This window comes from Rhizobium sp. H4, from assembly GCF_003013335.1.
GTDB classification, from domain to species: Bacteria; Pseudomonadota; Alphaproteobacteria; order Rhizobiales; family Rhizobiaceae; genus Rhizobium; species Rhizobium sophoriradicis.
Window position 1 is genome coordinate 14,095 of the sequence record NZ_PSOW01000032.1, and the last position, 24,128, is coordinate 38,222.

Annotated in this window: 17 protein-coding genes and 8 pseudogenes; 14 read left to right on the plus strand and 11 right to left on the minus strand. The window is 56.7% G+C overall.

What is annotated here, in order from left to right; all coding sequences use genetic code 11:
- Positions 1-111 precede the first annotated feature (111 nt).
- Both C4N04_RS30705 and C4N04_RS30720 read right to left on the minus strand, forming a co-directional pair.
- A pseudogene (locus C4N04_RS30705) lies at positions 112-297 on the minus strand (hypothetical protein); the annotation flags it as partial.
- Between the two features lie 688 nt (positions 298-985).
- Entirely contained in the window at positions 986-1,972 is a 987-nt protein-coding gene (locus tag C4N04_RS30720; protein WP_010025697.1) for a nodulation protein NodZ, read from the minus strand.
- A gap of 1,121 nt (positions 1,973-3,093) precedes the next feature.
- Here C4N04_RS30720 and istA point away from each other — a divergent pair.
- From istA to C4N04_RS30770, 10 genes and pseudogenes are all read left to right on the plus strand, one after another.
- On the plus strand, positions 3,094-4,623 hold the full coding sequence (gene istA, locus C4N04_RS30725; protein ID WP_106797734.1) for an IS21 family transposase: 1,530 nt from the start codon (positions 3,094-3,096) through the stop codon (positions 4,621-4,623).
- Positions 4,624-4,635: 12 nt separating this feature from the next.
- Positions 4,636-5,372, plus strand: a pseudogene (gene istB / locus C4N04_RS30730) (IS21-like element helper ATPase IstB).
- Between the two features lie 832 nt (positions 5,373-6,204).
- Positions 6,205-6,864: a chitooligosaccharide deacetylase NodB gene (gene nodB, locus C4N04_RS30740; RefSeq protein WP_011053465.1), complete on the plus strand. Its 660-nt coding sequence runs from the start codon at positions 6,205-6,207 to the stop codon at positions 6,862-6,864.
- 7 nt (positions 6,865-6,871) lie between these two features.
- Positions 6,872-8,203 carry a chitooligosaccharide synthase NodC gene (nodC, locus tag C4N04_RS30745; protein ID WP_011053464.1) on the plus strand — a complete coding sequence of 444 codons (1,332 nt, stop codon included), beginning with the start codon at positions 6,872-6,874 and terminating at the stop codon, positions 8,201-8,203.
- Positions 8,204-8,218: 15 nt separating this feature from the next.
- Positions 8,219-8,836, plus strand: coding sequence for a nodulation methyltransferase NodS (gene nodS, locus C4N04_RS30750; protein ID WP_011053463.1), 618 nt, complete (start codon positions 8,219-8,221; stop codon positions 8,834-8,836).
- Between the two features lie 35 nt (positions 8,837-8,871).
- Positions 8,872-9,075: pseudogene (locus C4N04_RS30755) on the plus strand (carbamoyltransferase N-terminal domain-containing protein); the annotation flags it as partial.
- A gap of 129 nt (positions 9,076-9,204) precedes the next feature.
- A pseudogene (locus tag C4N04_RS32405) lies at positions 9,205-9,492 on the plus strand (carbamoyltransferase C-terminal domain-containing protein); the annotation flags it as partial.
- Between the two features lie 63 nt (positions 9,493-9,555).
- Positions 9,556-10,506, plus strand: a complete 951-nt coding sequence (gene nodI, locus C4N04_RS30760) for a nodulation factor ABC transporter ATP-binding protein NodI (protein WP_081277761.1) — start codon at positions 9,556-9,558, stop codon at positions 10,504-10,506.
- 3 nt (positions 10,507-10,509) lie between these two features.
- Complete coding sequence (locus C4N04_RS30765; RefSeq protein ID WP_011053461.1) at positions 10,510-11,298, plus strand: ABC transporter permease; 789 nt, start codon at positions 10,510-10,512, stop codon at positions 11,296-11,298.
- A 206-nt stretch (positions 11,299-11,504) separates the two neighbouring features.
- Positions 11,505-11,861, plus strand: a complete 357-nt coding sequence (locus C4N04_RS30770; RefSeq protein WP_245425681.1) for a cupin domain-containing protein — start codon at positions 11,505-11,507, stop codon at positions 11,859-11,861.
- 411 nt (positions 11,862-12,272) lie between these two features.
- Here the strand turns inward: C4N04_RS30770 and nodD1 are convergent, their stop codons facing one another.
- From nodD1 to C4N04_RS30810, 7 genes and pseudogenes are all read right to left on the minus strand, one after another.
- Positions 12,273-13,211, minus strand: coding sequence for a transcriptional regulator NodD1 (gene nodD1, locus C4N04_RS30775; protein ID WP_029532439.1), 939 nt, complete (start codon positions 13,209-13,211; stop codon positions 12,273-12,275).
- A gap of 166 nt (positions 13,212-13,377) precedes the next feature.
- Positions 13,378-13,709: pseudogene (nolE, locus tag C4N04_RS30780) on the minus strand (nodulation protein NolE).
- Positions 13,710-14,250: 541 nt separating this feature from the next.
- Positions 14,251-14,754: pseudogene (locus C4N04_RS30785) on the minus strand (ATP-binding protein); the annotation flags it as partial.
- A 13-nt stretch (positions 14,755-14,767) separates the two neighbouring features.
- Positions 14,768-15,062, minus strand: a pseudogene (locus tag C4N04_RS30790) (transposase); the annotation flags it as partial.
- A 75-nt stretch (positions 15,063-15,137) separates the two neighbouring features.
- Positions 15,138-15,794 (minus strand): FkbM family methyltransferase, encoded by a 657-nt coding sequence (locus C4N04_RS30795; RefSeq protein ID WP_088939496.1) that lies wholly within the window; start codon positions 15,792-15,794, stop codon positions 15,138-15,140.
- 194 nt (positions 15,795-15,988) lie between these two features.
- A complete protein-coding gene (locus C4N04_RS30800; RefSeq protein WP_106797736.1) occupies positions 15,989-18,046 on the minus strand; it encodes a carbamoyltransferase in 2,058 nt (685 codons plus the stop codon).
- A gap of 760 nt (positions 18,047-18,806) precedes the next feature.
- Positions 18,807-19,223, minus strand: coding sequence for a hypothetical protein (locus C4N04_RS30810; protein WP_011053452.1), 417 nt, complete (start codon positions 19,221-19,223; stop codon positions 18,807-18,809).
- A 175-nt stretch (positions 19,224-19,398) separates the two neighbouring features.
- On the opposite strand from C4N04_RS30810, the gene C4N04_RS30815 reads away from it, so the two are divergent.
- The 4 genes from C4N04_RS30815 to C4N04_RS30830 all read left to right on the plus strand — a co-directional run bounded on the left by C4N04_RS30815 (position 19,399) and on the right by C4N04_RS30830 (position 22,376).
- Positions 19,399-20,073 carry a transcriptional regulator gene (locus tag C4N04_RS30815; protein ID WP_029875595.1) on the plus strand — a complete coding sequence of 225 codons (675 nt, stop codon included), beginning with the start codon at positions 19,399-19,401 and terminating at the stop codon, positions 20,071-20,073.
- Between the two features lie 128 nt (positions 20,074-20,201).
- Positions 20,202-20,741, plus strand: a complete 540-nt coding sequence (locus tag C4N04_RS30820) for a hypothetical protein (RefSeq protein WP_004679185.1) — start codon at positions 20,202-20,204, stop codon at positions 20,739-20,741.
- Positions 20,742-20,915: 174 nt separating this feature from the next.
- Positions 20,916-21,137 (plus strand): hypothetical protein, encoded by a 222-nt coding sequence (locus C4N04_RS31685; protein WP_158775621.1) that lies wholly within the window; start codon positions 20,916-20,918, stop codon positions 21,135-21,137.
- A 49-nt stretch (positions 21,138-21,186) separates the two neighbouring features.
- Positions 21,187-22,376, plus strand: a protein-coding gene (locus tag C4N04_RS30830; protein ID WP_106797738.1) for an IS3 family transposase whose coding sequence is annotated in 2 segments (ribosomal slippage) — positions 21,187-21,439 and positions 21,439-22,376 — 1,191 coding nt in all. Because the reading frame shifts where the segments join, the coding sequence is not laid out codon by codon here.
- Positions 22,377-22,566: 190 nt separating this feature from the next.
- Here the strand turns inward: C4N04_RS30830 and hemN are convergent.
- Together hemN and C4N04_RS30845 are read right to left on the minus strand one after the other, a co-directional pair.
- Positions 22,567-23,913, minus strand: a complete 1,347-nt coding sequence (hemN, locus tag C4N04_RS30840; RefSeq protein WP_080712026.1) for an oxygen-independent coproporphyrinogen III oxidase — start codon at positions 23,911-23,913, stop codon at positions 22,567-22,569.
- A gap of 88 nt (positions 23,914-24,001) precedes the next feature.
- Positions 24,002-24,128: pseudogene (locus tag C4N04_RS30845) on the minus strand (nitrogenase); the annotation flags it as partial.

Consider the following 24,128-nt stretch of genomic DNA (forward strand, 5'->3'; position numbering starts at 1 on the left):
GACGACACATGCGGATACCGTCGGACTGGCGGGCTTAATAGGGAAGTGCAGACGAACGGGCGCAACGAGCACCAACATGCGACGGAGAGCGTCCGGCGCTATTCTTCGAGGGGCCGTCGCGAGATAACCCATGCTGATGGTGCTTGCGAAGAGGTAGATGAACAGGCCCTTCGCGAGATAATTCTCAAGCGTGCCTGCCGCGGCAAATCCATTTTGCCAAACGAAGAAGCCCACGGCGGATCCAATTGCGAACCCCGTCGCCAAACGCGTGAGTATGAACCTGATCATGCGAGGCATGGCACCACCTCAGACTTAATCATTACAAATGGCCGGGCAACGGAAATGCTGGCTGGCCAATTGAGTTTTGTCAACGACTGGCGCAAGCCGTCATGCAAGCAGCGGCGGGAGCCGGAGACTACAACAGTGCATCTTCTGTCTTTCGCAGCCGGCGTTATCACGCCTGCGAATGCGTCGAGGCTGAGTGAGTTGCGAGTTGCAAGGACGATGGGCGCTAAGGACCTAGCGCGGCGGCGGCTTCTGTGGTCGCGCGGTTTGCCAGACGTGTCGGGACGCGGGAATAAAGAACGGCACCGGCCACGCCCACGACCGCATAGAGCACGAAATCAGCTTGATGGCGATCTGTCGACCAAGCCCGACGAACGCCCTCGCATCAGGCAGGGCGTCGGCTAAGGCGCCGACGAGGCTGTGGCGCGCGAACGTCCTCATCCCATCGGAATCGCCGACGTGCGAGCTTGCTATGCCAATGGTGCGGGTCGAGCGCACGGTGCCGTTTCCATTCACCGAAGGCGCCCAATAGCTACCCTTCACAACAATGATCCGGCAAGCCTTTGGACGCGCGAGACGCTAGGAGAAGATGCGCCCCGGCCTTGTCTCGTCGGGTGCTGCGCCCACATCGCGATCCAGTGAACACCTCTCCTCAATCCTGCGAGGGCGCCGAGAATTTGTTCAGCGGAGTGCCGGTTCATCAAGCCGGCTCATGCTCGGACGATTCATCAGTCAAGATCAAGCGAGTCGGATTTTTCAAGTCGAACTCAATAACACGTGGCACGAAGAGACGGGCATAGCGCGTAAAGGCGCTGGTCGGCGGAAAGCGAATTACCGTATCGCATCGGGCGAGAAGGTACATCTCTGTAAGAGCAGAGATACCACCGTCCACTCCCAGCGATGCACTGTGTAATGGCCCGGCCTGGGCCGCCTGGAAGCATTTCGGGATAGTGATTAGATCGGGGAACACACCGAGTAAATGGTCCCGTACCTGCGCGCTGTCCGTACACAAGAAAACCATCACAGGGCGTCGATGCGGTAGCGCTTTGGCCTTCTCGATGGCAGTGCACACCTGGCGTAAGGCCAACTCCGGATCGGCCCAGTAGGGCGTATGGTCCATTATATCTTCGCCATTGCCATGCCGTACGTGCACACCGATGATACTGCGCCCCTTGAAGTGCTCCTGATAGATGGCGTGAATACGAGCCTGAATTTCAGGTCTAAGGTTGAGGCTCTGAAATATCTGGCGTTCGGCAGCTTGGTCGCACCGCCACATTAAACAGGCATCACAGACTACCGTGTTGGCATCAGTATCGTCCTGGGCTTGAAGAAGCTCGGTCAGTTCGTCACGTTCCCGGAAAATTTGCTCATCGGGGCGGTAAACGCTCTCGATTGAGGGCTTGTTCCACCATGATGGGAAGAACGGTCCCGGAAATGAGAACTGGTTGATCTGGTCATCGCAAATAACCCGTACGCCAGCAATATCTTGAATCGGCTCGAAGAACACCGTAAAAGCGTTCGTGAAGGGTTGATTGAGATAGCAGGAGCCACGCCAATCGATGGCCAGCGTCCGCCCCGTTCGCTGTGCATAGCGCCAAGCTGCCGCCAGCGACCAGAGACAATCACCGAAACCAGTCCGCCGTCGAGAAACAACATACCGATCCCTCTTCAGGTCGCCAGCGAGCATGTTCGTTGCCTTGTTCTGGAAAAGCGCATCGGCTTAAATCCTGCTGAAATTTTGCATATCAATTCCCGGACCTGCATCAACGCTCGTGATTCCCGCCAATTTTATGCATGACCCTTCGTCGCACAGATTTACCATTTTACGCCAGACTGGAAGTTGCGGCGCCATACGCCTTTTCAGTCCGGGCATTGAAGCCGCCGCATAGCCCTCCGTCATCGTTCAGTCGTTTATCTCGCACCCGATCCAACCCATCGGCATCGCACTTGGCTCGGAGCGAGAGGCCGGAGCTTACGTTGCGGTACGGCTCATGTTGGCGCGCTTCGCCGATTCATCGAGGGTGGCGCCGATCTAGCCAATTCCCGTCCTTTCCCGCTACCTGATCTCTATTTCATGCGTCTTCTGGAGCATCCTGGGGAATCCGTAAAATCGATTGTTTGGATAATCTCCATCCGCTTGATGGATAAGTGTGGCCACCATTGCGTCACGGCTGCCACCGTGGCGGCGATGCTGGCGAGTCTCACAACTGCGGCTCGCTGGACAAGCAGTCGATGATCGTGCCGCGGCCCAGGTTGTTGATTCAGACGAGCTCGGTTACCTCCACTTGGAGGCCCATCGCGCCCGTTTGTTTTCCAAATGTGTTCCGCGCTACGACAACAGCTCGATCCATAGTCGCGTGGTCGTCACAGCATTATTGGACCGCCTGCTTTCACCTCTCGACGGTGGTCACCATCCGGGCGACAGTTATCGGCTTAGCCAAAAGCGACGCTCCGACCGTCTGCGGAAGATTGGGGCCAGTGCTCGGATCTAACGAAACGCAAACCGATGGGGTCCGTTCTTCAATTCGGCAAGTGGGACTAGTTCCTCGAGTCGTTTGACAGCCATAGCCGATCAATTCTATCCGGCGCTTTCAGGCTTCCGGAAGGTTTCAATCTGCAAATTCCGAGGCAATCCGCCCCCTGATTCCGAAATGATGTCGCCCCCCAATTCCGAGAAATAGTCGCCCCCTTATTCCGAGATGATGCCGCCCCCTTTGGCGGGCATCTGGCAAGGGTGTTCTGCAGGTGTGAAGTTCCTTCCGTCGATGGTGACATGGAAGGAACGGTATGCCTGCGGAGAGACTGGAGATGCGGCGTGTCCGCGAGATATTGAGATATCGCTTTGAGCAAGGACTTGGGCACAAGTCGATTGCGGTGCGGGTTGGGACTGCGCCGTCGACGGTGCGCGAGACGCTACGGCGGGCAGCGGTTGCCGGGTTGTCGTGGCCTTTGGGCGACGACGTCAGCGATACGGTCCTGGAGGCAGCGCTTTATAAGGCGGCCGGAACGAAGATAGGACACCGCCGCGCACCCGAGCCAGATTGGGCGCAGGTCCATCGCGAGCTGAAGCGCAAGCATATGACGCTGCAGATCCTGTGGGACGAATACATCGGTCTTCATCCGGATGGATATCGTTACAGTCGCTACTGTGACCTGTACCGGGGCTGGGCGTTGAAGCTGCCTGTGACGATGCGCCAGGATTATGCGGCCGGCGACAAACTGTTCGTCGATTATGCCGGCGACACCGTTACCGTCGTAGTCGACCGATTGTCCGGCAAGACACGACAGGCGCACCTGTTCGTGGCGGTTATGGGCGCGTCGAGCCTTTCATATGCACATGCGCGCTGGAGTGAGACGCTTCCTGATTGGATCGAATGCCACATCCAGGCGCTGGAGTTCTTCGGCGGTGTGCCAGCCTTGCTGGTTCCCGACAATGCCAAGGTGGCGATCATCAAGGCGTGCCACTTCGATCCCCAGGTCAACCGGACCTATTGTGCGATGGCGGCCCACTATGGCAGCACCGTCCTGCCGACACGGCCACGCCGTCCTCGCGACAAGGCGAAAGTAGAGGCTGCGGTTCGTATCGTCGAGCGGTGGCTGCTGGGCCGCCTTCGCCATCGCACCTTCTACAGTCTGGCCGACGTCAATGCGGCGATTGCCGATTTGCTGCATGATCTCAACGACAAACGTGTTCTGCGCCGGGTTGGCGTTACACGCCGCCAATTGTTCGACGAGCTGGACCGGCCCGCTTTAAGGCCATTACCTGTGGAACGCTATGTCTTTGCGGAATGGCGTATCCGACGTGCAGGATTGGATTACCACGTCGAGATCGAGCGGCACTATTACTCCGTTCCCTATCGCTTCGCTCGCGAGCAGGTCGAGGCGCGCATCACCGCCAATACGATCGAGATCTTCCACAAAGGCGAGCGAATAGCCGCCCATCGTCGCTCCAGCGGCAATGGCAAACACACCACGATCCCCGATCACATGCCCTCAGCCCACCGCCGCTTTGCCGACTGGACGATCGAACGCATTCAACGCGAGGCCTCTTCCATCGGGCCGGAGGTTGCATTGCTGTGTGAGAAGATCCTCGCCGACAGGCCGCACCCGGAGCAGGGCTTTCGAGCCTGCATGGGAATTATCCGCCTGAACAAAAGCTTTGGCCGCGACAGAGTGAACGCTGCTTGCAGCCGTGCACTGGAGATCGGGGCCCGGACCTACGGTTCGGTGCGCTCCATCCTCGACAATCATCTCGATCGGGCGGCTTCCACCAATGGACCGGCTTCGCATGAGCCGATCCATCACGAGAACATCCGTGGACCTCGCTATTACCACTAAGGAGAACGAAAAATGCTTGCTCATCCAACACTCGACAAACTCAATTCCATGGGCCTGGCCGGCTGGCAAGGGCCTTTGGGGAGCTCGTCACCAACGGCGAAGCCGAACATCTCTCGCACGCGGAGTGGCTCGGACTGCTGCTCGAACGGGAATGGAGTTCCCGCTACGATCGCAAGCTTGCCGCACGCCTCAGGTTCGCCAAGCTGCGTCACCAGGCGACCCCGGAAGACGTCGATTACCGCAGCGAACGCGGCCTTGATCGCGCGCTCTTCATGAAATTACTCGGCGGCGACTGGATCAACGCGCATGACAATCTGGCCATTTGCGGACCCTCGGGTGTCGGAAAGAGCTGGTTAGCCTGCGCTCTCGGTCACAAGGCTTGCCGTGACGACCGATCCGTTCTTTATCAACGTGTCCCAAGACTGTTTGCCCAGCTTGCGCTCGCTCGTGGCGACGGCAGGTATGCCCGGCTGCAACGCACACTGGGTCATGTTCAGGTCCTGATCCTCGATGATTGGGGCCTCGAACCGCTCAACGAACAGGCGCGGCACGACCTTCTCGAAATCCTCGAGGACCGCTACGGCCGTCGCTCCACGATCATTACCAGCCAGCTACCCGTATCGGCCTGGCACGGGGTCATAGGAGACCCGACTTACGCCGATGCCATACTGGATCGCCTCGTCCACAATGCCCATCGCATCGAATTGAGCGGCGACAGTCTACGTCGAAACCTGCCGCGCAAAGCTTGACACTTCGTTTGAATAAAATGACAACAATCAACGCCTGCAGACCCCGCTAAACAGGGGGCGAGATCATCCCGGAATCACGGGGCGCAATCATCTCGGAACAAAGGGGCGGCTTCATCGGAATCGGCATTCAATCTGCTCCGGAGCTTTACCCAGAGTAGGTTAGAAAGCCGCCAATGCCGAGCCATGATAAGTTCGTCAAGGGAGCGACGACGGAAATCCGGCGTCAGCCACGACAACAGGCTCGGTCCGTTAGCAGGAACTGTGGCTCGAATTTTATCTATGGCGTGGATGGGTATCATCCAAACAATCGATTTTACGAATTGAATGGCATGATCCATTAGACGAGCATCTTGACGGAAATCAAGTCGTCGATGGCGCGCCAGTGGTGTAGAGGGGTCAAATGTGTGGCTTTGGAATGTAATGCTAGCATAAGCGTTCGATCAGCCCATTGCATCATCTTGCAATCGTCGATAGGTCGGGGTTCGCGACCAATCGTCACTTTGATCGCAAGATCGATCGTTTTGGCAAATCGGCAAAGATTATGAGGCCTTTGCATGCGATTTACGTGCGTTGGGAACCGTTGCGGAAAAGGAATCGCAACTCCGACCATGTCGAGGGAATTTACATTCGCACTCGGTACAGTCCGCAACGAGCCGCGTATTGACAGATTCAAACGAGGCGGTCTGGTGACCGCTATTTTGGGAAACGGCGTACGCTACACGCTGCCACACGCGCGTTTCGACCTGCGTCCACGCGCGGCGTCATCATCCTACCTTTGGGCGGCCGGTCTCCGAATGGCCACCAGGATAATTTACCGGAAAGGACGAGAGCAATGACGCACCTCGATTGCTCGTGCGAAGTGCACGGTGAGCGCGATGACGGCACTGGTCGTCACAGCGTTTATTTGACGTTCGACGACGGTCCGCATCCATTTTGTACACCGGAGATTCTCGATATTCTGGCTGAACACCGGGTGCCGGCAACATTCTTCGTCATCGGCGAGTTCCTGGCCGATCAATCGAAATTGATCCAGCGAATGATTGCAGAGGGGCATGAAGTCGCCAACCACACAATGACGCATCCAGACCTGTCTGACTGCGAACCCGACGAGGTGCAACGTCAGATACTCGAGACAAACAGAGCCATAAAAATGGCGTCGCCTCAGGCGGTGGTGCGGCACATCCGAGCTCCTTACGGCATCTGGACCGAAGAAGTGCTCAAGGCTTCGGCGAATGCGGAACTCACTGCCGTGCACTGGTCGGTAGATCCGCGAGACTGGTCTCTTCCCGGGGCCGACGCCATTGTTAATGATGTGCTGCAGTCTGTCCGGCCGGGGTCAATCGTGCTCTTGCACGACGGTTGTCCCTCCAGTGAAATGCAGCAAGGAGCTGACCACAGTCTGCGCCACCAGACTATCATGGCGTTATCTAGCATAATTCCAGCTTTGCATGATCGCGGCTTTGTATTTCGCTCGCTTCCTCGGGAGTTCTGAAGATCCGATGGATATGCTTGACACAACCAGCACTGTCGCCGTCTCGCTTTATGCACTTCTCTCGACTGCATATAAAAGCATGCAGGCCGTTTATTCTCTGCCGACCGATGTTTCATTGGCGTCCCACGGCTTGGGCGGCTTTGACGAGCTGCCCAGCGTAGATGTCATCGTGCCAAGCTTCAACGAGGATCCCCGCACGCTTTCGGAGTGCCTGGCTTCTATTGCGGGTCAGGAATACGGGGGAAGGCTGCAGGTTTACCTAGTTGATGACGGTTCCGAAAATCGCGAGGCTTTGCGACTTGTGCACGAGGCCTTCGCGCGAGACCCCAGATTCAATATTCTCCTGCTTCCCCAGAATGTCGGCAAACGGAAGGCACAGATCGCTGCGATACGCCGCTCTGCTGGAGATATGGTGTTAAACGTCGACTCCGACACGATCCTCGCATCTGATGTCATCAGGAAGCTCGTGCCTAAAATGCAAGATGCGGCTGTCGGCGCGGCCATGGGACAGTTGACGGCCCGCAACCGAAACGACAGTTGGCTGACCCGTTTGATCGACATGGAGTACTGGCTGGCTTGCAACGAGGAGCGTGCGGCACAAGCTCGCTTCGGTGCCGTTATGTGCTGCTGCGGTCCATGTGTTATGTACCGTCGCTCTGCGCTCGCTTCGCTGCTTGACCAGTACGAGTCACAGTATTTTCGGGGAAAGCCAAGCGATTTCGGTGAGGATCGGCATCTCACCATTCTCATGCTGAAGGCAGGCTTTCGAACAGAGTACGTGCCGAGCGCCATCGCAGCGACAGTCGTTCCGAACAAGCTAGGACCGTATCTGCGCCAACAACTACGCTGGGCGCGGAGCACGTTCCGGGACACGTTGCTTGGGCTGCGCCTGCTGCCCAACCTCAATCGCTTCCTTACGCTCGACGTCGTCGGACAGAACCTCGGACCGCTGCTTCTGGCACTATCAGTGCTGACGGGACTCGCACAGCTTGCATTGACGGGCACCGCGCCTTGGTTGGCAGCCCTGATGATTGTGGCCATGACGATGATCCGCTGCAGCGTTGTAGCGCTTCGGGCCCGCCAACTACGGTTCCTCGGATTCTCTCTGCATACATTCATCAATATTTTTCTGCTACTGCCCTTGAAAGCCTACGCGCTGTGCACGCTGAGCAATAGCGACTGGCTGTCGCGCAGCTCTGCTGGCAACTCGAATCAACATCCGACGGCTGATGCACGCACTACAGAATGTTCTGGACATGCGACAGCGCCTCGAAGGCTCAAGCCCGCCCGCCATCCTGCCAGGCGAACGACGTCTGACTGCATGTGCAGCGACGAGTAAGATCTATTTACCGAGGTGAACGAGTTGACACAGAGCGACAATTATCAATTGCTGAATCGGGAACTGGCTGCACCCGATCCATGGGGACTCGACGCCAATCCATTCGAGCGTGAGCGTCACACGCAAATGCTCCGCTTGGCGCTTGCCCAGGGATCCATCTCAAGTGCGCTCGAAGTGGGATGCGCTGCCGGCGCATTTACGGTGCAGCTAGCCCCCCACTGCAAACGGCTCACCGTGATCGATGTTGTGCCTCAGGCTATAGAAAGATCGCGTCGACGCATAAGGGGTTCTCCGCACATCAGCTGGATAGTCTCTGATGTTCAACAGTTTTCACCTGACGAGAGGTTTGATCTGATCGTTGTGGCGGAAGTGCTCTACTACATCGGAGGAATAGCCGAGATGAGAGGGGCTGTTCGGAATTTAGTGCGGATGCTTGCGCCAGATGGATATCTGGTTTTCGGATCGGCGCGCGACGCCAACTGTCGTCGCTGGGGCCACGTTGCTGGTGCTGAGACGATCCTCGGCATGCTGAACGAAACTTTGCTCGAGGTAGAGCGGCTTGAGTGTCGGGGTGAGTCGGTCAACGAAGATTGCTTGCTCGCCTGTTTCCGAAATCCGTTTTCTGCCTCCTAACGGCTCAACCCTCGACGTTCAGACATGGAGACACTATGCGCATCTGTGGTATCAAATTGACCCATGACGGAGCGGACGCGCTTGTCGAGAATGGGTGGCTCGCCTTCTGCGTCGAGCAGGAGAAGCGGGGCAGCAACCCGCGATATGAAACTGTCGACAATCTCGACGCGATTGGCGCCGCTTTGGCGCAACACGGTCCGGATCCACGCGTTCTTGATCAAATCATCATCGACGGCTGGGGTGCAATGCTGAAAGTTCTCTCGAATCCGTCGAGGGCTCCGGTCTCGTTCCAATGACAGGGCATTTCCCTGCAAGAACTATCCTCGTGATAGGTGCCGCGCGGCCACCGCAGCCCGTGGCTCCGCCTCGTGGCGCCGATCTGCCTGGAGGACCCGTGCGCCTTATATAGTCAGCCCTCGAACTCCGGATTGCGAAATGTTGTTTAACCATCAGACCCGGATGAGATGCCAGGACAGAATTCCGGCTGTTGTCCATCTCGATGAATCTGCACGATTTCAGACCATCCCAGGCACTCTCTCCGTGAAGGCGCCGAGCTACTCTTCGAATGTAACAAGCTCAGGGACATTCGGCTGCTCTGCAACACGAGTGCCAATTACCACGGACGAGGCGTTTTCCCGGATTCTGCTGCAGCCCTTTAATGGAGACGCAATGAACACATACGGTGCGATGGACCAGGAAGAACCCAACCAACCGAAGAAATGCCGGTCAACGGCGCCCGACGGTCAGATGAGCGCATGTTCATGACCGCAATAGATTTTTCCGACGTAAGTAAGACATATGGCGACAAGGCCGTGGTCAGCGCGCTATCGTTCCGCGTTTCCCCGGGGGAATGCTTCGGGCTGCTTGGACCGAACGGCGCGGGCAAGAGCACGATCGCACGCATGATCCTTGGCATGACAGCCCCTGATGCGGGGAAGATTACCGTGCTCGGCGTGCCGGTGCCTGCCCAGGCTCGCTTGGCGCGAAAGGGTATCGGCGTGGTGCCGCAATTCGACAACCTTGAGCCTGAATTCACTGTGCGCGAGAATCTGCTGGTCTACAGCCGCTACTTCGGCATGAATACACGCAAAGTCGAGGCGGTCATGTCGTCGCTCCTTGAGTTTGCACGCCTAGAGAGCAAGGTGAATGCGCGTGTGTCTGAACTTTCAGGCGGCATGAAGCGGCGCCTGACGCTAGCGCGTGCGTTGATCAATGACCCGCAGCTACTTGTCATGGACGAGCCGACCACCGGTCTCGACCCGCACGCGCGCCACCTGATCTGGGAGCGCCTGCGTTCCCTGCTTACGCGCGGCAAAACGATCATCTTGACCACCCATTTCATGGAAGAAGCCGAACGGTTATGCGATCGACTCTGCGTACTCGAAGGAGGTCGCAGCATTGCCGAAGGGCGTCCGCATGACCTGATCGATGAACTGATCGGGTGCGAAGTCATTGAGATCTACGGCGGCGATCCGCATGAGTTGGAATCGCTGGTCGGGCAATATGCCGATCGCATCGAAATTAGCGGCGAGACCCTTTTTTGCTATGTGTCCGACCCGGAGCAGGTGCGTGTGCGGTTACGGCAGCGCGCGGGCTTGCGCATTCTGCAGCGTCCGCCGAATCTTGAGGATGTATTTTTGCGGTTGACCGGGCGCGAGATGGAGAAGTGAACGATGGATGAAGGTTGTGCTGCGGCTCTGCCCGCCAACGCTTTTAACTGGATTGCGATATGGCGACGCAACTATCTGGCATGGAAGAAAGTAGCACTTGCGTCAATTGTTGGAAGTCTGGCCGATCCTATGATCTACCTGTTTGGCCTCGGCCTTGGCCTCGGAATTATTGTGGGTCGCGTTGACGGCACAACCTACGTTGCATTCTTGGCGGGCGGCATGGTGGCGACAAGCGCGATGACGTCTGCGACGTTCGAGACGATTTACGCGGCCTTTACGCGAATGCACGCCCAACGCACCTGGGAAGCCATGCTCTACACACAAATGACACTTGGGGACATCATCCTGGGTGAGTTGGCATGGGCAGCGAGCAAGGCATTTCTTGCCGGTACGGGAATCATAATCGTCGCCACCGTGCTAGGCTATGCGACGTGGCCATCAGTCGTCTATGTGCTGCCAATTATCATGCTCACTGGATTTGCATTCGCGAGCCTTGCGATGGTAGTCACGGCGCTTGCGCCCAGTTACGAGTATTTCATTTTTTACCAGACGCTCGTCCTCACACCAATGCTGTTCTTGTGCGGCGCGGTGTTTCCAATCACGCAACTGCCCCAGACTTTTCAGCAGGTAGCGCAGTTCTTGCCTCTAGCGCATGCGATCGACCTCATACGCCCGGCAATGCTTGGGCGCCCCGCGAGCAGCATGGGCCTGCATATAGGCGCGCTTTGCATCTACGCGCTTTTGCCGTTCTTCCTGTCGGCAGCGCTGTTGCGTCGGCGCCTGATGTCTTGACGCCACTCGCCACCACGCCAGGAGGGGTATTGCGATGCAGTGTCTTGAAAAGACCCGCAGAGCTCTGAAGATAATCATCATAGTCCGGGAACAAACGAACCCATGTCGGCGCCGGCGAGACGATGCAGGTTTTTCGCTCTGCAACTGGCCGAACTCGGAAGCAAACACCCTTCAGGAAGATCCGGCGTGTATCAGGAGAAAAGCAAATGAAGGTCATCTCAATCGCTACGGCGCTCTTTGCTCTGGCGTGTCCCGCGAACGCGTTCGAAAACAAAGCGGTCGCGGCTACGCTTATCTTAAGGACCGATCGTACGATTGCCGGTCAGCCCATCATCGTTCCACGGAAGGATGTCGAGGTCATCGCTTCGATTTATGAGATTGCGCCCGGTGCGACGTTACCAATTCATCAGCATCGCTATCAGCGCTATGGCTATGTGCTTTCGGGGGAGATCACGGTCACCAATACAGAATCTGGGAAAGAAAGCATTTTCACGGCAGGGATTTTATCGTCGAGTCCTGGGGCATATGGCATAAAGGGGCGAACAACGGCACCGAGCCGGTAAAGCTGCTCGTGATCGATCAGGTGGAAAAGGGCAGTGAGAATGTTCTGCCGCAAAAATAAAGACGTTGAGGTATTACCGGAGGGCAATCTGGCGCCACGGCTCGGATGTGGTGAACCCGTCCCATATTAGGGGTTGGTTTGCCGCTCCTTGCTAATGTCGATTGGAGCTGCGTGAACCTTCGACTTGCGTCGTCGACAAACTGTCGAGGAGGTTGTTTCATTGGTCGGCTGAACGGCGGGCGTAGGAGAGCATCTGTCCAGTTCCTCCATACTTGGTCGTCAGTCAGCGCGGCTGTTGGGCCAGCGGCGACAGGATCATCGATCATCCGTGAGACTGTAGCGGCGGCGTTTCAAAGAGGCTCCTCATTCCGACGCCATGAATCACGCCGAACGACAAAACCACGAAAGAATGCTAGGAAATCCTGAGACGTCTCATTACCTCATGGGGCGAAGGCATGCGGGATGCTTCCTGGCATAGCACGTCCCGCATCCAGAGGCTTGCCTGATCACTATTGTGAAGCGCGGGCCATTGGAGGGCCTGTGTGAACGCGGGCAAAGGTAGCGGAAGGTCAGCGATCCGCAGGGGTATTGTCTTTTCGAGCTGCTTGACCAGGCGTAAGGGCATTGTCGCTATGCGCTCGGTCCCTGAAAGCATGAACGGAACCATGCTGAAGCCCTGCACGACTACTTCGACATGTCTCTTAAGCCCGTGCCCAAGCAAACACCATTCCTCGATGGAAGCAGCGTTCCCAAACTTCACCACAACGTGCCCCATCGACATATACCTCTCGAGTGTAAGTTGCTCCGAGAGTAGCTTGTTCGAGCGGCAGCCCACGCACACGAGGGTCTCCTCGAATAACGCCACCTTAGGATGTGCGCGCGACATGAGCAATTCCGGAAAGATGAGAAAATCGGCGTCACCGCGCCTCAAGTAATCATCGTAGTTATCGGCGATCGGCAGCAACTCGAAGCTGACGGCGGGCGCTTCTCGGGCGACACGCGTCACGACCTTTTCAAAAAAAACGAGTGCGGCGTAATCGGAAAGAATGACTCTGAAGCAGCGATCCGATTGAGCAGGGCAAAACGGATCCCAGGATATGATCGAAACCTGGATGTGAAGCAGAGCCTCGCGGACCGAAGGCGCGAGCCGCTCCGCACGCGGGGTTGGAACGAGTTCGCGACCGACCATGGTAAAAAGGTCGTCATTGAAATAGGTGCGTAACCTGCCGACGGCCGCGCTCATGGCCGGTTGGCTCAAGTTGATGCTGCGCGCTGCCGCCGTGAGATTACGCTCGGTCATCAAGGCGTCGAGTGCGACGAGGAGATTCAGATCAAGGCCCTTGAACCGCATGTCTTCATCCATAGCGAGGTGGCGAGATAAAAGGTGAAAAGGCTTGGTCTCGCAGTGCGGCACCACGAGAGATCAGCAAGCAAAGGGTCGCCTAAAATTGAGAAAGTATCGATGTTCCAGCCGCCGTGGCTTTGATGGTCTTACTGCTACCTTCAACCGACACGATTCAGTGGTGCCTGTTCATTCTGGCGAGTAGCAGTGTTTTCCGCGGATAAGGTTTCGGTCTGCGACGTCGATCACTTCGGCGCCTTCAATATGTACTTCGGGGGGTAAGACGCACTCGTAGCACTCACCTTCTTCGGCAGGAGTATCTTGGCAATTGAAGTCTTGAGTGTGCTCCGCTGAATGGGCTTTGTCAGCACCATTCAGGTTTGCGCGGGGGTCACTTGCCGCCGGGCCGCAATCTTGGTTACGATCATCTGCTGCAAGTGACGGCCCGGCCCGCAATGTCAATGCGAGCAACGCTGCAACGATGACGTAGTAACCAATAACCTTCATGAGACGTTTCCTTTCTTCGGCTAAGGCCAGGCGATACCAGGTAGGATTGATGCCATTCCCGCCGCCAGTGCTTCGGGGCTACAGGCGTTGTTGGATTGGTTGAGAGCCTTTCAACGGATCATACCCGGTGGAGTGGAGACGGCCGTCTATGGAGCATCCGCGAAAATTGGTGAAATCTATTGTTTAAATGCGAGTCATCCATTTGATGCATGTAGACGACGTCTTGCCTGCCCGAACCAACAAGTGTCGCCAAACCCACTGTTTTCAGGGGCGCCTTTTCACCCAGTCCTTCTATCCTCAGTGGGCTTGCGCATGTCGTTGCCGCCATCCCCTTCATCCGGGATAGCAAAGGGCGCCGCGTGCGGGAGGGACACCCCTGCGCTCCCGTCAGGCTACGACATTTTGTTCGATCGGCTGCCTTGTATGGAGAAGACCGGATTCCTGACGTTTCAGTGTCATCGTTTTGCAATGAGATAGAGGTAATGGCCGCAAGCCGGCTGGGTCGACCACGTTTGGCTTCCATCGCGGAACGTCGCCATTAGCTTTCGACGTTCATTTCGAATGATCGTAGCGTGATGAACAAGTCGGTCCACCGCGGCAAGCGTCATGGCCGGGTCCGGAAAGACGCGGTTCCATTCTCCAAAGGGCTGATTGGCGGTGATGATGATGGAGCGCCGCTCATATCTCGAAGAGCACGCGGGTTTCGGCCTGGTCCTAGTGACGTAGGCCAGGTCGTCGAGGATAAGCAGATCGAACTTGTCGAGCTTTGCGACGGCGGATTCGATCTGGAGTTCACGCCGTGCGACCTGCAGTTTCTGGACGAGGTCGGTCGTGCGAGTGAACAGCACCCGCAACCGTTCTCGATCAGCGCGAGGTCGAGGGCCGCGGCGGGATGGCTCTTTCCGCCGCCCGGCGCACCGAACATGAGGATATTGGCACCTTTCGCGACCCAGCTGTCGCCAGCGGCAATGGCCATGACCTGGGCCTTGGAGACCATAGGGACTGCATCAAAATCAAAGCTGTCGAGCGTCTTTTCCGGTGGCAGGTTTCGCCTGGGCAAAATACGCCGACGCTTTGCGCAGAATCTCGTTGGCCTGACGAAGCTCGCGGCTCTCCCGCTCAAGAGCCTTCATAATCTCGGCGACATCGTTCGGCCGGCCTGCTCGCTTACCGCTATCGACCTCGGTCTTCTTCACCCATTCGTGCAGCGTGCGTGGCCGGCGAGCAGCCGATCTTGGCCGCGATAGATGAAACGGCAGCCCACCGCGCGGGGTGCTCGGCTTCGTGATCCAGCACCATGCGGATGGCACGCTCACGGACTTCAGGCGAGAATTTGTTCGTTGTCTTGCTCATATCGGCTCCAATCTCTCATGAGTTGAAGCCTCCGGCAAACTCGGCGCGGTTCTTGAATCTCAAAAAGGGAACCGGCTATAGGCTTGTGTTTTTAAGCAAAACGTCACCCTCCACTCCTCGGGGATACTCAACTACCATCTGGAAGGAAGGTAAGAGCTCAAGAATGGCGCGCAGGGGAAGCTGGCCTTCATAGAGCTCATGATCACTATACTCAGTATATATGTAACGCGTTCTCATCAGGATCTGATTGCCACCGGCAATAACGTCGGCCTCGGCTCCCTGCACATCCATCCAGATGAGATCTATGTTCTCTAGGCCAGCTTCGCTGCACCAGTCATCCAGCCTCCTAGTCTCAACCGAAATCGGAGGGTCAAACCGAACCCACTCGTACTCAGAAAGATGGTTCTTGGGACGGCGTATCGAGCCCGAGAGATCCCATTCCTTAGCGCTGTCATTGCCATTGCTGGGATGAAACTCGATCATCCCGTTCCGGTCGCTGATCGCAACCTCGGATAGCCTCATCCGATCCCGATCAGAACCCATTTTCTCCTTGAAGCGTGCAGCGGCTCTGGGGTCTGGCTCAAAGCAATAGAGCTGGGCGCTCGGAAGAAGGCGCAGAAAGCGTTGAGCATCGCTTCCGTCATTGCACCCAATGTCAAAGATTACAGGGTTAGGCTTATCGAGAAGCGAAACGATCTGTCGATGTACGTTTAACTCACACACCGGATCCATCACAGTCTCCTTAACTTTTCGAAGTGCCCCTGCTGAACGAGCTCGGGCAGGATATCACTGAAATACCGAGCCATCTGGCCCTTCTTTCGACATGGTTGTTGACGCGTCGCCGTGCGATTAGGTGGGCACGGCGCATTGTCGGTCGCGGGCTTTGTTATTCGCGAGTTTGTTTGGCGTAACGAAGCGACCCCAAGCTATGCTGAAAGCCCACTAGTCACCGAGGCCTCAGCGGGGACGGATAACTGTGATTTGCGACCACGTACCGGGCTTAAGCATATGCAACGCTGCTCCCAAATCTGCCGAAGTTCATTTAGGAAAGTCTCACGACTACCTGAAACAGGCGCGATTCCATCCAAAATGTCGCCAACCAGGGCTTCTCCCTCAATCCTAATTAGCTGTTCAAACAACTCCGGTGAAATACGCACGGCCTGCAGGCTGGAGGCGCCTGTGCGGATCTCACATACAGTCTCTTGCCGATCCAGGGTGGAATATGCACGCGCCTGATGGAGACTTGCGTAAGGTGGCAAGGAAACTGCTAGTTTATTCCACTCCTCCATCGTTGAGATTCGCTTCTTGACGAGAAATGGACCGATCACAAGTGCATCCAGGTCGGTCGTCAAAAAAGTCGTTACGGCATCCCTAACCGAATCCACTATCGGCTCGGCGTTGTTGTTAAACGACGTGTTGAGCAAGATCGGAACGCCGGTTCGCTTCCCGAAAGCATTGATTAGCTCCCAATATGCGGGATTTGTCTCGCGTGACACTGTCTGCAAACGAGCCGTACCATCTACGTGCGTGATGGCGCCTAGCGAACCACGCTTGGGTTCGCGCACAGACACTACGAAATTCATAAAAGGAAATTTGCGCAAGGTACCTGGCAGATCAAAAAATTCCACGGCGTCCTCCTCCAATACCGAGGGAGCAAATGGGCGGTAGCCTTCCCGCTTCTTGACCATCATATTAATTCGATCCTTGTTTGACGCCGGCCTCGGATCAGCAAGAATACTCCGGTTGCCTAGCGCCCGTGGACCGAACTCCGAACGCCCCTGCACCCAGGCGATCACGGCGCCATCCGCAATCCATTCGGCTGCTTTGCCTGTCACGTCATCACTCCGTTCAATTTCGAGATGCTGGCCCCAAGCAAAAAGTTCCTCCTCCACGCTTCCTTCGCTCTCCAGGTCGGGTCCCCAATAGACGTTTTGCAAACGCTCACGAGGTGCCGGATGCCCCAGATCATGAGACGCCATCAATGCGGCGCCTAGTGCGCAGCCAGCGTCATGGGCAGCCGGTTGCACGAAGATGTCGTCAAACATCCCCGAGTACAGCAGCTTGCCATTCAAAGTGCAGTTGTGAGCCACTCCTCCGGCCAAACACAGTCGTTCGATGCCCGTAACCTTGGTGTAATGCCGTAGGACGTGGAACACGATCCGTTCCAGTGCTTCCTGCAGTGAAGCACTCACATCTTTATGCTGCTGCGTGAACGGCATGCCTTTCTGGCGTATTTGAATGTTACTGAGCAACGTAGGACCAACTCGGTCGAGATGGACCCGATAACCACCGTCGTCTAGGAGTTCGTAAAATTGTTCGAAGATCTCGCGGTACGAAGCGGGATTGCCGTAAGGTGCCAGACCCATGATCTTATATTCATCGAACGCGCCATAACCTAGGTAGCGGATCGTTTCCAAGTATAGCAGCCCTAGAGAATCATTCTCCGGAAATGTCACGAGTGGCTCAATCTCCGTGCTGGAACCAATCGCCAAAAGCCCCGAAAGAAAGTCTCCACCGCCGTCAATTGAGAGGACCAAACTTCGCTCGAAGCCCGACATGAAAAACGAGCTCACCGCGTGCGACATATGGTGGCTCACGAACGACACACGTGAGGGATCAATTTCGGCACCAAATTCTTGCCCGAGTAATCCGCACAACAACAGTCTCGCGTCCGGTATTGGGGTACTTGGGTGAGAGAGGCGCACGCGCTCGAGCACAGCGTTGCAATAGGCCTCGGTCGCATAATACGCGATGCGGTCGATGTCGCTCAGGTGAACACCTGCAGATGCGAGGCAATATTGAATCGAACGCGTTGGTAACTTGTTGGAGTGCTTGATCCGGTTAAGGCGCTCCTCCTCGACCGCCGCTATCACTCGCCCGTCGCGAACGAGAACCGCAGCCCCATCGTGCATAAAGGTGTTCGGTAGATCGAACGAATTTTCGTAGACTCTGCTTAGACCGCCACTGAGCCCTAGACACAGCATGTTGCTCTCCAGTTCGTTTCGAAAGGTAGGTCGCTCTGGTCTGGCCACCGGCTTTCGCAGTTTCATAGGGTGGCGCTTGACAGTGCAGCTAGAGCTCACGGGTCGAAGCCGAAATCAGATCGTGACCGGATCGGTGAGATTGCCGACAATCGGCGCTAACAGAGCCCCAGACCGAAGCATTTGCGGCAGTAACGCCGCGTAACGTATCCACATTACCCAGTCCTTCATCTTTCCGCCCGACAGCCACAACGACGTTTGGGGGTCGCTGCAAAGGTCGCAGACCGTATCCTTGCAGCGGCGAGTGCGCCTGCGTTGGCTCCGAGGCATAGCACACAGAATTCCGCCGCCGGCCTCCGTCATTCGCATATGCGCCAGTACCGAACTCAGCTCCCACGCGGTGGGGCCGCCATTGATAATCACGTCGAACGGCGCCCACGGCGTGAGAACCGATCTGCAACAAACGCTAGAAGGGGAAGCAGTAGAAAGATGACCAGCGCGCGGTGAAGACGAATAGGAGGCGGCATCGACCGGGGCAAAAGTGCGTCCCGTGAGAGCCCACTGAAACGTCGAGAAGCAACGACCAAGATTCTACCCGATCACGTCGAGCGCAAGATAACGATCGAGACCAGGCAGCAGACCGACTGCCTCATCTCGTTTTCCCAGCACAGTCTCCACGGCACCCGAGGACCCATTTTAAGAACTCCGAATTACGGCTTTTACAAAACGCTTCTTCAGCGTCTTCTAATGGCAACCGTTTCGATCAGTAAAATCGATTGTTTGGATGGAATGCATTCACGAAAACGATGGCGTGACTCAGCAGTGAAGCGAGCGGCGACCCCATCCTTCTCTCTATGGCGGCCGTGTGCAAGGCAGATCCGCCTGTGACATTCGACCGACAAACTCCTCGTGTCTTGTCATAAAAGCAACACTCCTTCGCTACTCTTGTTTCAGCCGACAAAGCCAAGCCGCATGTTCGTCTCGGCACATCAATGAGCCTAATGGCGGCGCTAGCTGCAAGGAAACTGCGTTCGGTCTTGGTCAGCACCGCCGCTGCGAGTGCCGCGAAACGTGGGCCAAGCGCTTCAACATTTTCCCCGGCGTAAGTGCGCAGCATCTGGTCTTTGAAGCGCCAGCCGACGAAGGAGAAGCCTGGGTTGGTGCGCGGCTCCTTCACCACTTTAGGGACCGGGACGATAAATCGGCAGAGGCCGCGGTAACTCCAAAAAATAATGCGGCGCTAAAAAATTGGCCTCAGGCTAGACCGTGGGTATAGACTGGTAGTCCGGTAGGCGCTATTCGTGCTGTTCCAGCATAACATCAGCCACCCCGTGGATTCTCCAAGGCCTCTTATATTGAAAAAAGTGCAACGCAGTTTTGCCGTCGAGTACAAGAACGGCAGGCGAAAACTTGATGCCAGATCGAACTCGATCTGGGGCAATGTGGATCTAAAGTCAGTCGCGCGCGATCTAGAGGAAGAGGCATTGCCTTTTCTGTCAGGTAGCTCTCAGAGTGGCAAACCCGACAGCGAAATGTCTTTGCCGGAACAAGATCAGGCCGAGCAGTTGTTGACAGCGCCTCTCGGGCCGTCGACAACTGCATCAGATACACAGGAGATGAGCATGGCCGACGAGACTAATACGACAACCAAGGTCGATGGACAGACCGTTGTCGAAACGCCTAATGCGCCGAAGAAACAGCGCAAACCGCGCGCCAAAAAAGTCGCGGCACTCGAGACCGCGTTAGCTGACGCTACGGCAGAGCCGGCAGCTGCGCTGGCCGGGGACGGTGGTGTGAAGAGGAGAGGGCGCAAGACAAAGGCTATCGAAGCCACGGCGAGCGCCAAACGCGCACCTGTGCGCCGTGCTCCAAAGGCTGTGCAGGCAGCGCCGGCTGCCCCGATGACGGCGAGCGATGAAATGGCAGACCTTTTGCAGTTGGAAGAGGAAAATCAGCGGCTGCGCAAGCTTCTTGCTGGAAAACTTCGCGCTGAAAATGAAGATCTGCGCAAACGGCTCAAGCTCGATTGATATAAGCAGCCGGTCAATAAGCGACCGGATCTACATTCTTATCGAGACAAACAATTCGGCAACGGTAATGCTGTTGCCGGACCCCAAACTCACTGCCTGCTTGCGGGATAAAACGCGAGGTCGGATAGATGGCGTCTCCCTGGAAACTTCTTGCCCGACTGATCTCACCGGGTCGCGAACAAAAGCGAGAAAACGGCTCGGACCAGAAGGTTACGCCGGACACATTGGCCATTGCCGGTCCGACCGAAACGCCTGCCGAGAAGAGCCTGATAAGCGCCGTTCGACCGGCAAGCGAGGGGCCTCCCCGTCACGGCCATTCTCCTGCAATTTCCACCGAGTTTGTTGTTTCTAAGGAAGTCGGAATCGGTGGCCACGATCAGGTCGAAGGCCAAGATGCCAAAAACGTTGAGGCGGCCGATCCACCTCCATTCGGCGGGCTTAGTACCGACATCGCCGCTGGGCACGATGCTACGAGGCTCGAGCGAACTCTCGAGGTCGCCCCGCGTAAGAAGGCATCAGCCGCGATTGCAAACGCTGCCCCGGCAGTTCACACTGCGGACCAGATGAGCCTCGACGAAGACATCAGGGTGCTCAGGAGGCAGCTAGCCAGAAAGCTAAGGCTGCAAAACGCGCAGTTGAGAACAATGCTGGAGCGGTTTGAACGGTGACCTGTCGCAGTGCAACAACCTGTCGCCCTGGGCATGTAGTGGAGCCAACGGCAGCATCACCTGTGTACGGCAAGGACAAATAATTGGGGTCCGAACACGGTCCCATTTCGTCGAGATCAACGACAAGAGTGTTTAGGCCATGTTCTAGGCATTTAACCGCGCTCGATCGCCACCGTGAACATCGAGCCTGCCGCAGGTTTCCTGGATGCGCGTCTCCGCCGCCTGCGCAATCGAAGCCGCATTGGTGGCGTCAAGCTGAACTGTCCGGGCGTCTGGTCCGTTTTGAACGAAGGTGTCGCCTGCTTCAAGTTGGCGCGCGCAACCGAGCCGGTGAAGCCGTGCTGCGCCAGACCTTTCACGATATTTGACGGCGGATTTCTTTTGACCTGCCACTGAGAATTTCCTCCAGAATGGATTAGAGTCCGGCCCATTAAAGGACGGACGAATGAAGAAGCAGAGATTTACCGAAGAGCAGATTATTGCGGTGCTGAAGGAGCAGGAGGCTGGTGCGAAGGCAGCCGACCTCTGCCGCAAGCACGGGATTTCGGAAGCGACGTTTTACAACTGGAAAGCCAAATACGGTGGTATGGAAGTGTCCGAGGCCAAGCGGCTGAAGGCGCTTGAGGACGAGAACGCCAGGCTGAAAAAGCTGCTGGCCGAACAGATGCTGGATGCGGCCGCGCTCCGCGAGCTTCTTGCAAAAAAATGGTAGGGCCTGTCGCCAAGCGCGAAGCCGTCACGCATCTGAAGGCCGTGATGGGTCTTTCGGAGCGGCGGGCCTGCCAGATCATATCCGCCGACCGCAAGACGATCCGCTACCAGGCGAACCGACCGCCGGAGACGGAGTTGCGAGCAAAGCTGCGTTACCTTGCCAACGAGCGTCGGCGTTTCGGCTACCGGCGGCTGTTCGTGCTGCTTCGGCGGGAGGGAGAGCTGTCCGGGGTAAACCGCATCTATCGTCTTTATCGCGAGGAGGGTCTCTTTGTCCGCAAGCGTAAAGCCAGACGCCGTGCTGTCGGCACGCGTGCGCCGATTCTGGTCGAAGCGAAGGCCAATGCCCGCTGGTCGCTGGACTTCGTCCATGACCAGTTTGCTTGCGGCAGACGCTTCCGCATCCTCAATGTCGTCGATGACGTGACGCGCGAATGTCTGGCAGCAATCCCGGACACCTCGATCTCCGGTCGTCGCGTCGCACGGGAGCTGACGACGCTGATCGAACGACGTGGCAAGCCCGGAATGATCGTCTCCGACAACGGCACCGAACTCACCTCGAATGCCATCCTCGCCTGGTCGAAGGATCACAAGGTCGAGTGGCACTACATCGTGCCGGGAAAGCCGATGCAGAACGGCTATGTCGAGAGTTTCAACGGGCGCATGCGCGACGAACTGCTCAACGAAAGCCTGTTCTTTGGCCTCGATCATGCCCGAAGCGCCATTGCCGAATGGGCGGACGATTACAATAATTTCCGGCCGCACTCATCGCTCGGATATCAGACCCCGGCAGATTATGCCGGGACCATCGCCGCAACCGGCTCCAACGCTGCGCAAGATGAAGGCTTCGCGTTTCCGCCGGTTGCTCACACCGCGCCACTTGGCGTATTCAAAACCGCTGAGGCTCTAATCGCCGCTGGATGAAAATTCAGTGGCAGATCACTTTGCCAGTGGCGAGAGCTGAACTGTGACGCGATCGAGACCGACACATGCCATGGACTGCGAATTCAGCGATCGATTTAAAATCGAGCAATTGGGGGCTTGCCTCCTGCCTAACATCTCGACGAACTCGAGCTCGATTAAGTGATCACTCCAAGGTCCTCCGTTTGCCAGTCTAGATCGGCTGGCGGCCAAGATAAGCATCGAACGCGGCAGCGACATGGCGAAGGGCAGAGCGACGTTCGTGCCGCACACTGACTAAACCGTTGTCAAACTCAACGATCCCATCCTCAGCCAGAATCTCTAGCTGCTTAGCTGAACTCACTAGATGGGTCTGATCAAATCCCTGAGCCGTACAGATTGCTGATATGTCCGCCTCCAAGTAGCACATGAGCTGTTCGATGATTGCAGCTCTTACGCGATCCTCGGTAGCTAAACGGTAGCCCCTTGAGATCGCCAAGCGGCCGGATGCTATGTGCCGGTTATAACAGCTTTGCGTGAGATCGTTTTGAACGTAACCGTCGCCGCAACGACCAATGGCGGACGCGCCCAAACCGATGACAGTTGAGCAGGTTTCGGCAGAGTAACCAAGCGAATTTCGGCGCAGACGACCAGCTCTCTGTGCTATTGCAAGCTCGTCATCCGGCAAAGCAAAATGGTCGAGACCAATTTGCAGATAGCCTGCTGCAACTAACGTATCGGCCATGGCTGAGGCCTGCTCAGCTCGCGCGGCTATATCGGGCAGTGCTGCTGTGTCAATCAAGCGCTGATTTTTTCGAAAAGATGGAACGTGGGAATAACCGAAAACCGCGAGGCGGTCGGGACGCATCGCAATAGCTAACATAGCGCTCTCGAGACAGGACTGGACGGTTTGGTTCGGCAAACCGAACATCAAGTCGAAATTGATACGCCTGACCCCATACAGGCGGAGGTTTTCGACGGCGGTCATCACTTGCGCCTCGCTCTGAATCCGGTTGATCGCTTTTTGTACGACGGGATCGAAGCTCTGCACACCGACGCTTGCGCGATTCACACCGGTTCTTTCTAGGGCTTCGGCCATATCGGTGGTGAACGTGCGCGGGTCGACCTCAACGGCAATGGTTGCACCTCGCTCAAGCGCAAAACGGCCGCGCAGGAGTTCCATTAGCGACAGGAAGTCTGCCGATGGCATAATGGTCGGGGATCCGCCGCCAAAGTGCACGTCACCCACGGAGAGTGCCTGCGGCACTTGCTCGGCGACCAGGCGGATTTCCTCGCGCAGCATTGCTAGATAATCGGTTATCAAAGTGTCCCGACGAGTGATGCTAGTCGGAAAACCACAATACCAGCACATCGAGCGGCAGAATGGAATGTGGAGATAGAGCGAGACAGCGTCATCAGTTCCCTGGCTTCTCAGCCATTGCTCATAAGTGTGGGCGCCGATTTCTGGAGAAAACTCCTGTATTGTTGGGTAGATAGTATACCAAGGCAACTGCGCCCCGCTATTTGTGTTCGGAACGAAAATCGACGACGGTGCGCGCAAAGACTTTCGCCTGCAGTCCGTGTCACGTTCACATACAATATTTGACACGTTTTTTTCCTTCGAAAGCGTGGTCCTATTGGGCACATGCCACGCCCGGAATGGACTTGATGTTCGATTTGACGTCGCATTCGGAAAGGGCCTTCGGCTCATCGCCAGGCTCGTCGCCGCTCGTTGCGACGCTGAGGTGCTTCTTGCGGCGCTTCGCCGCCTTGTCT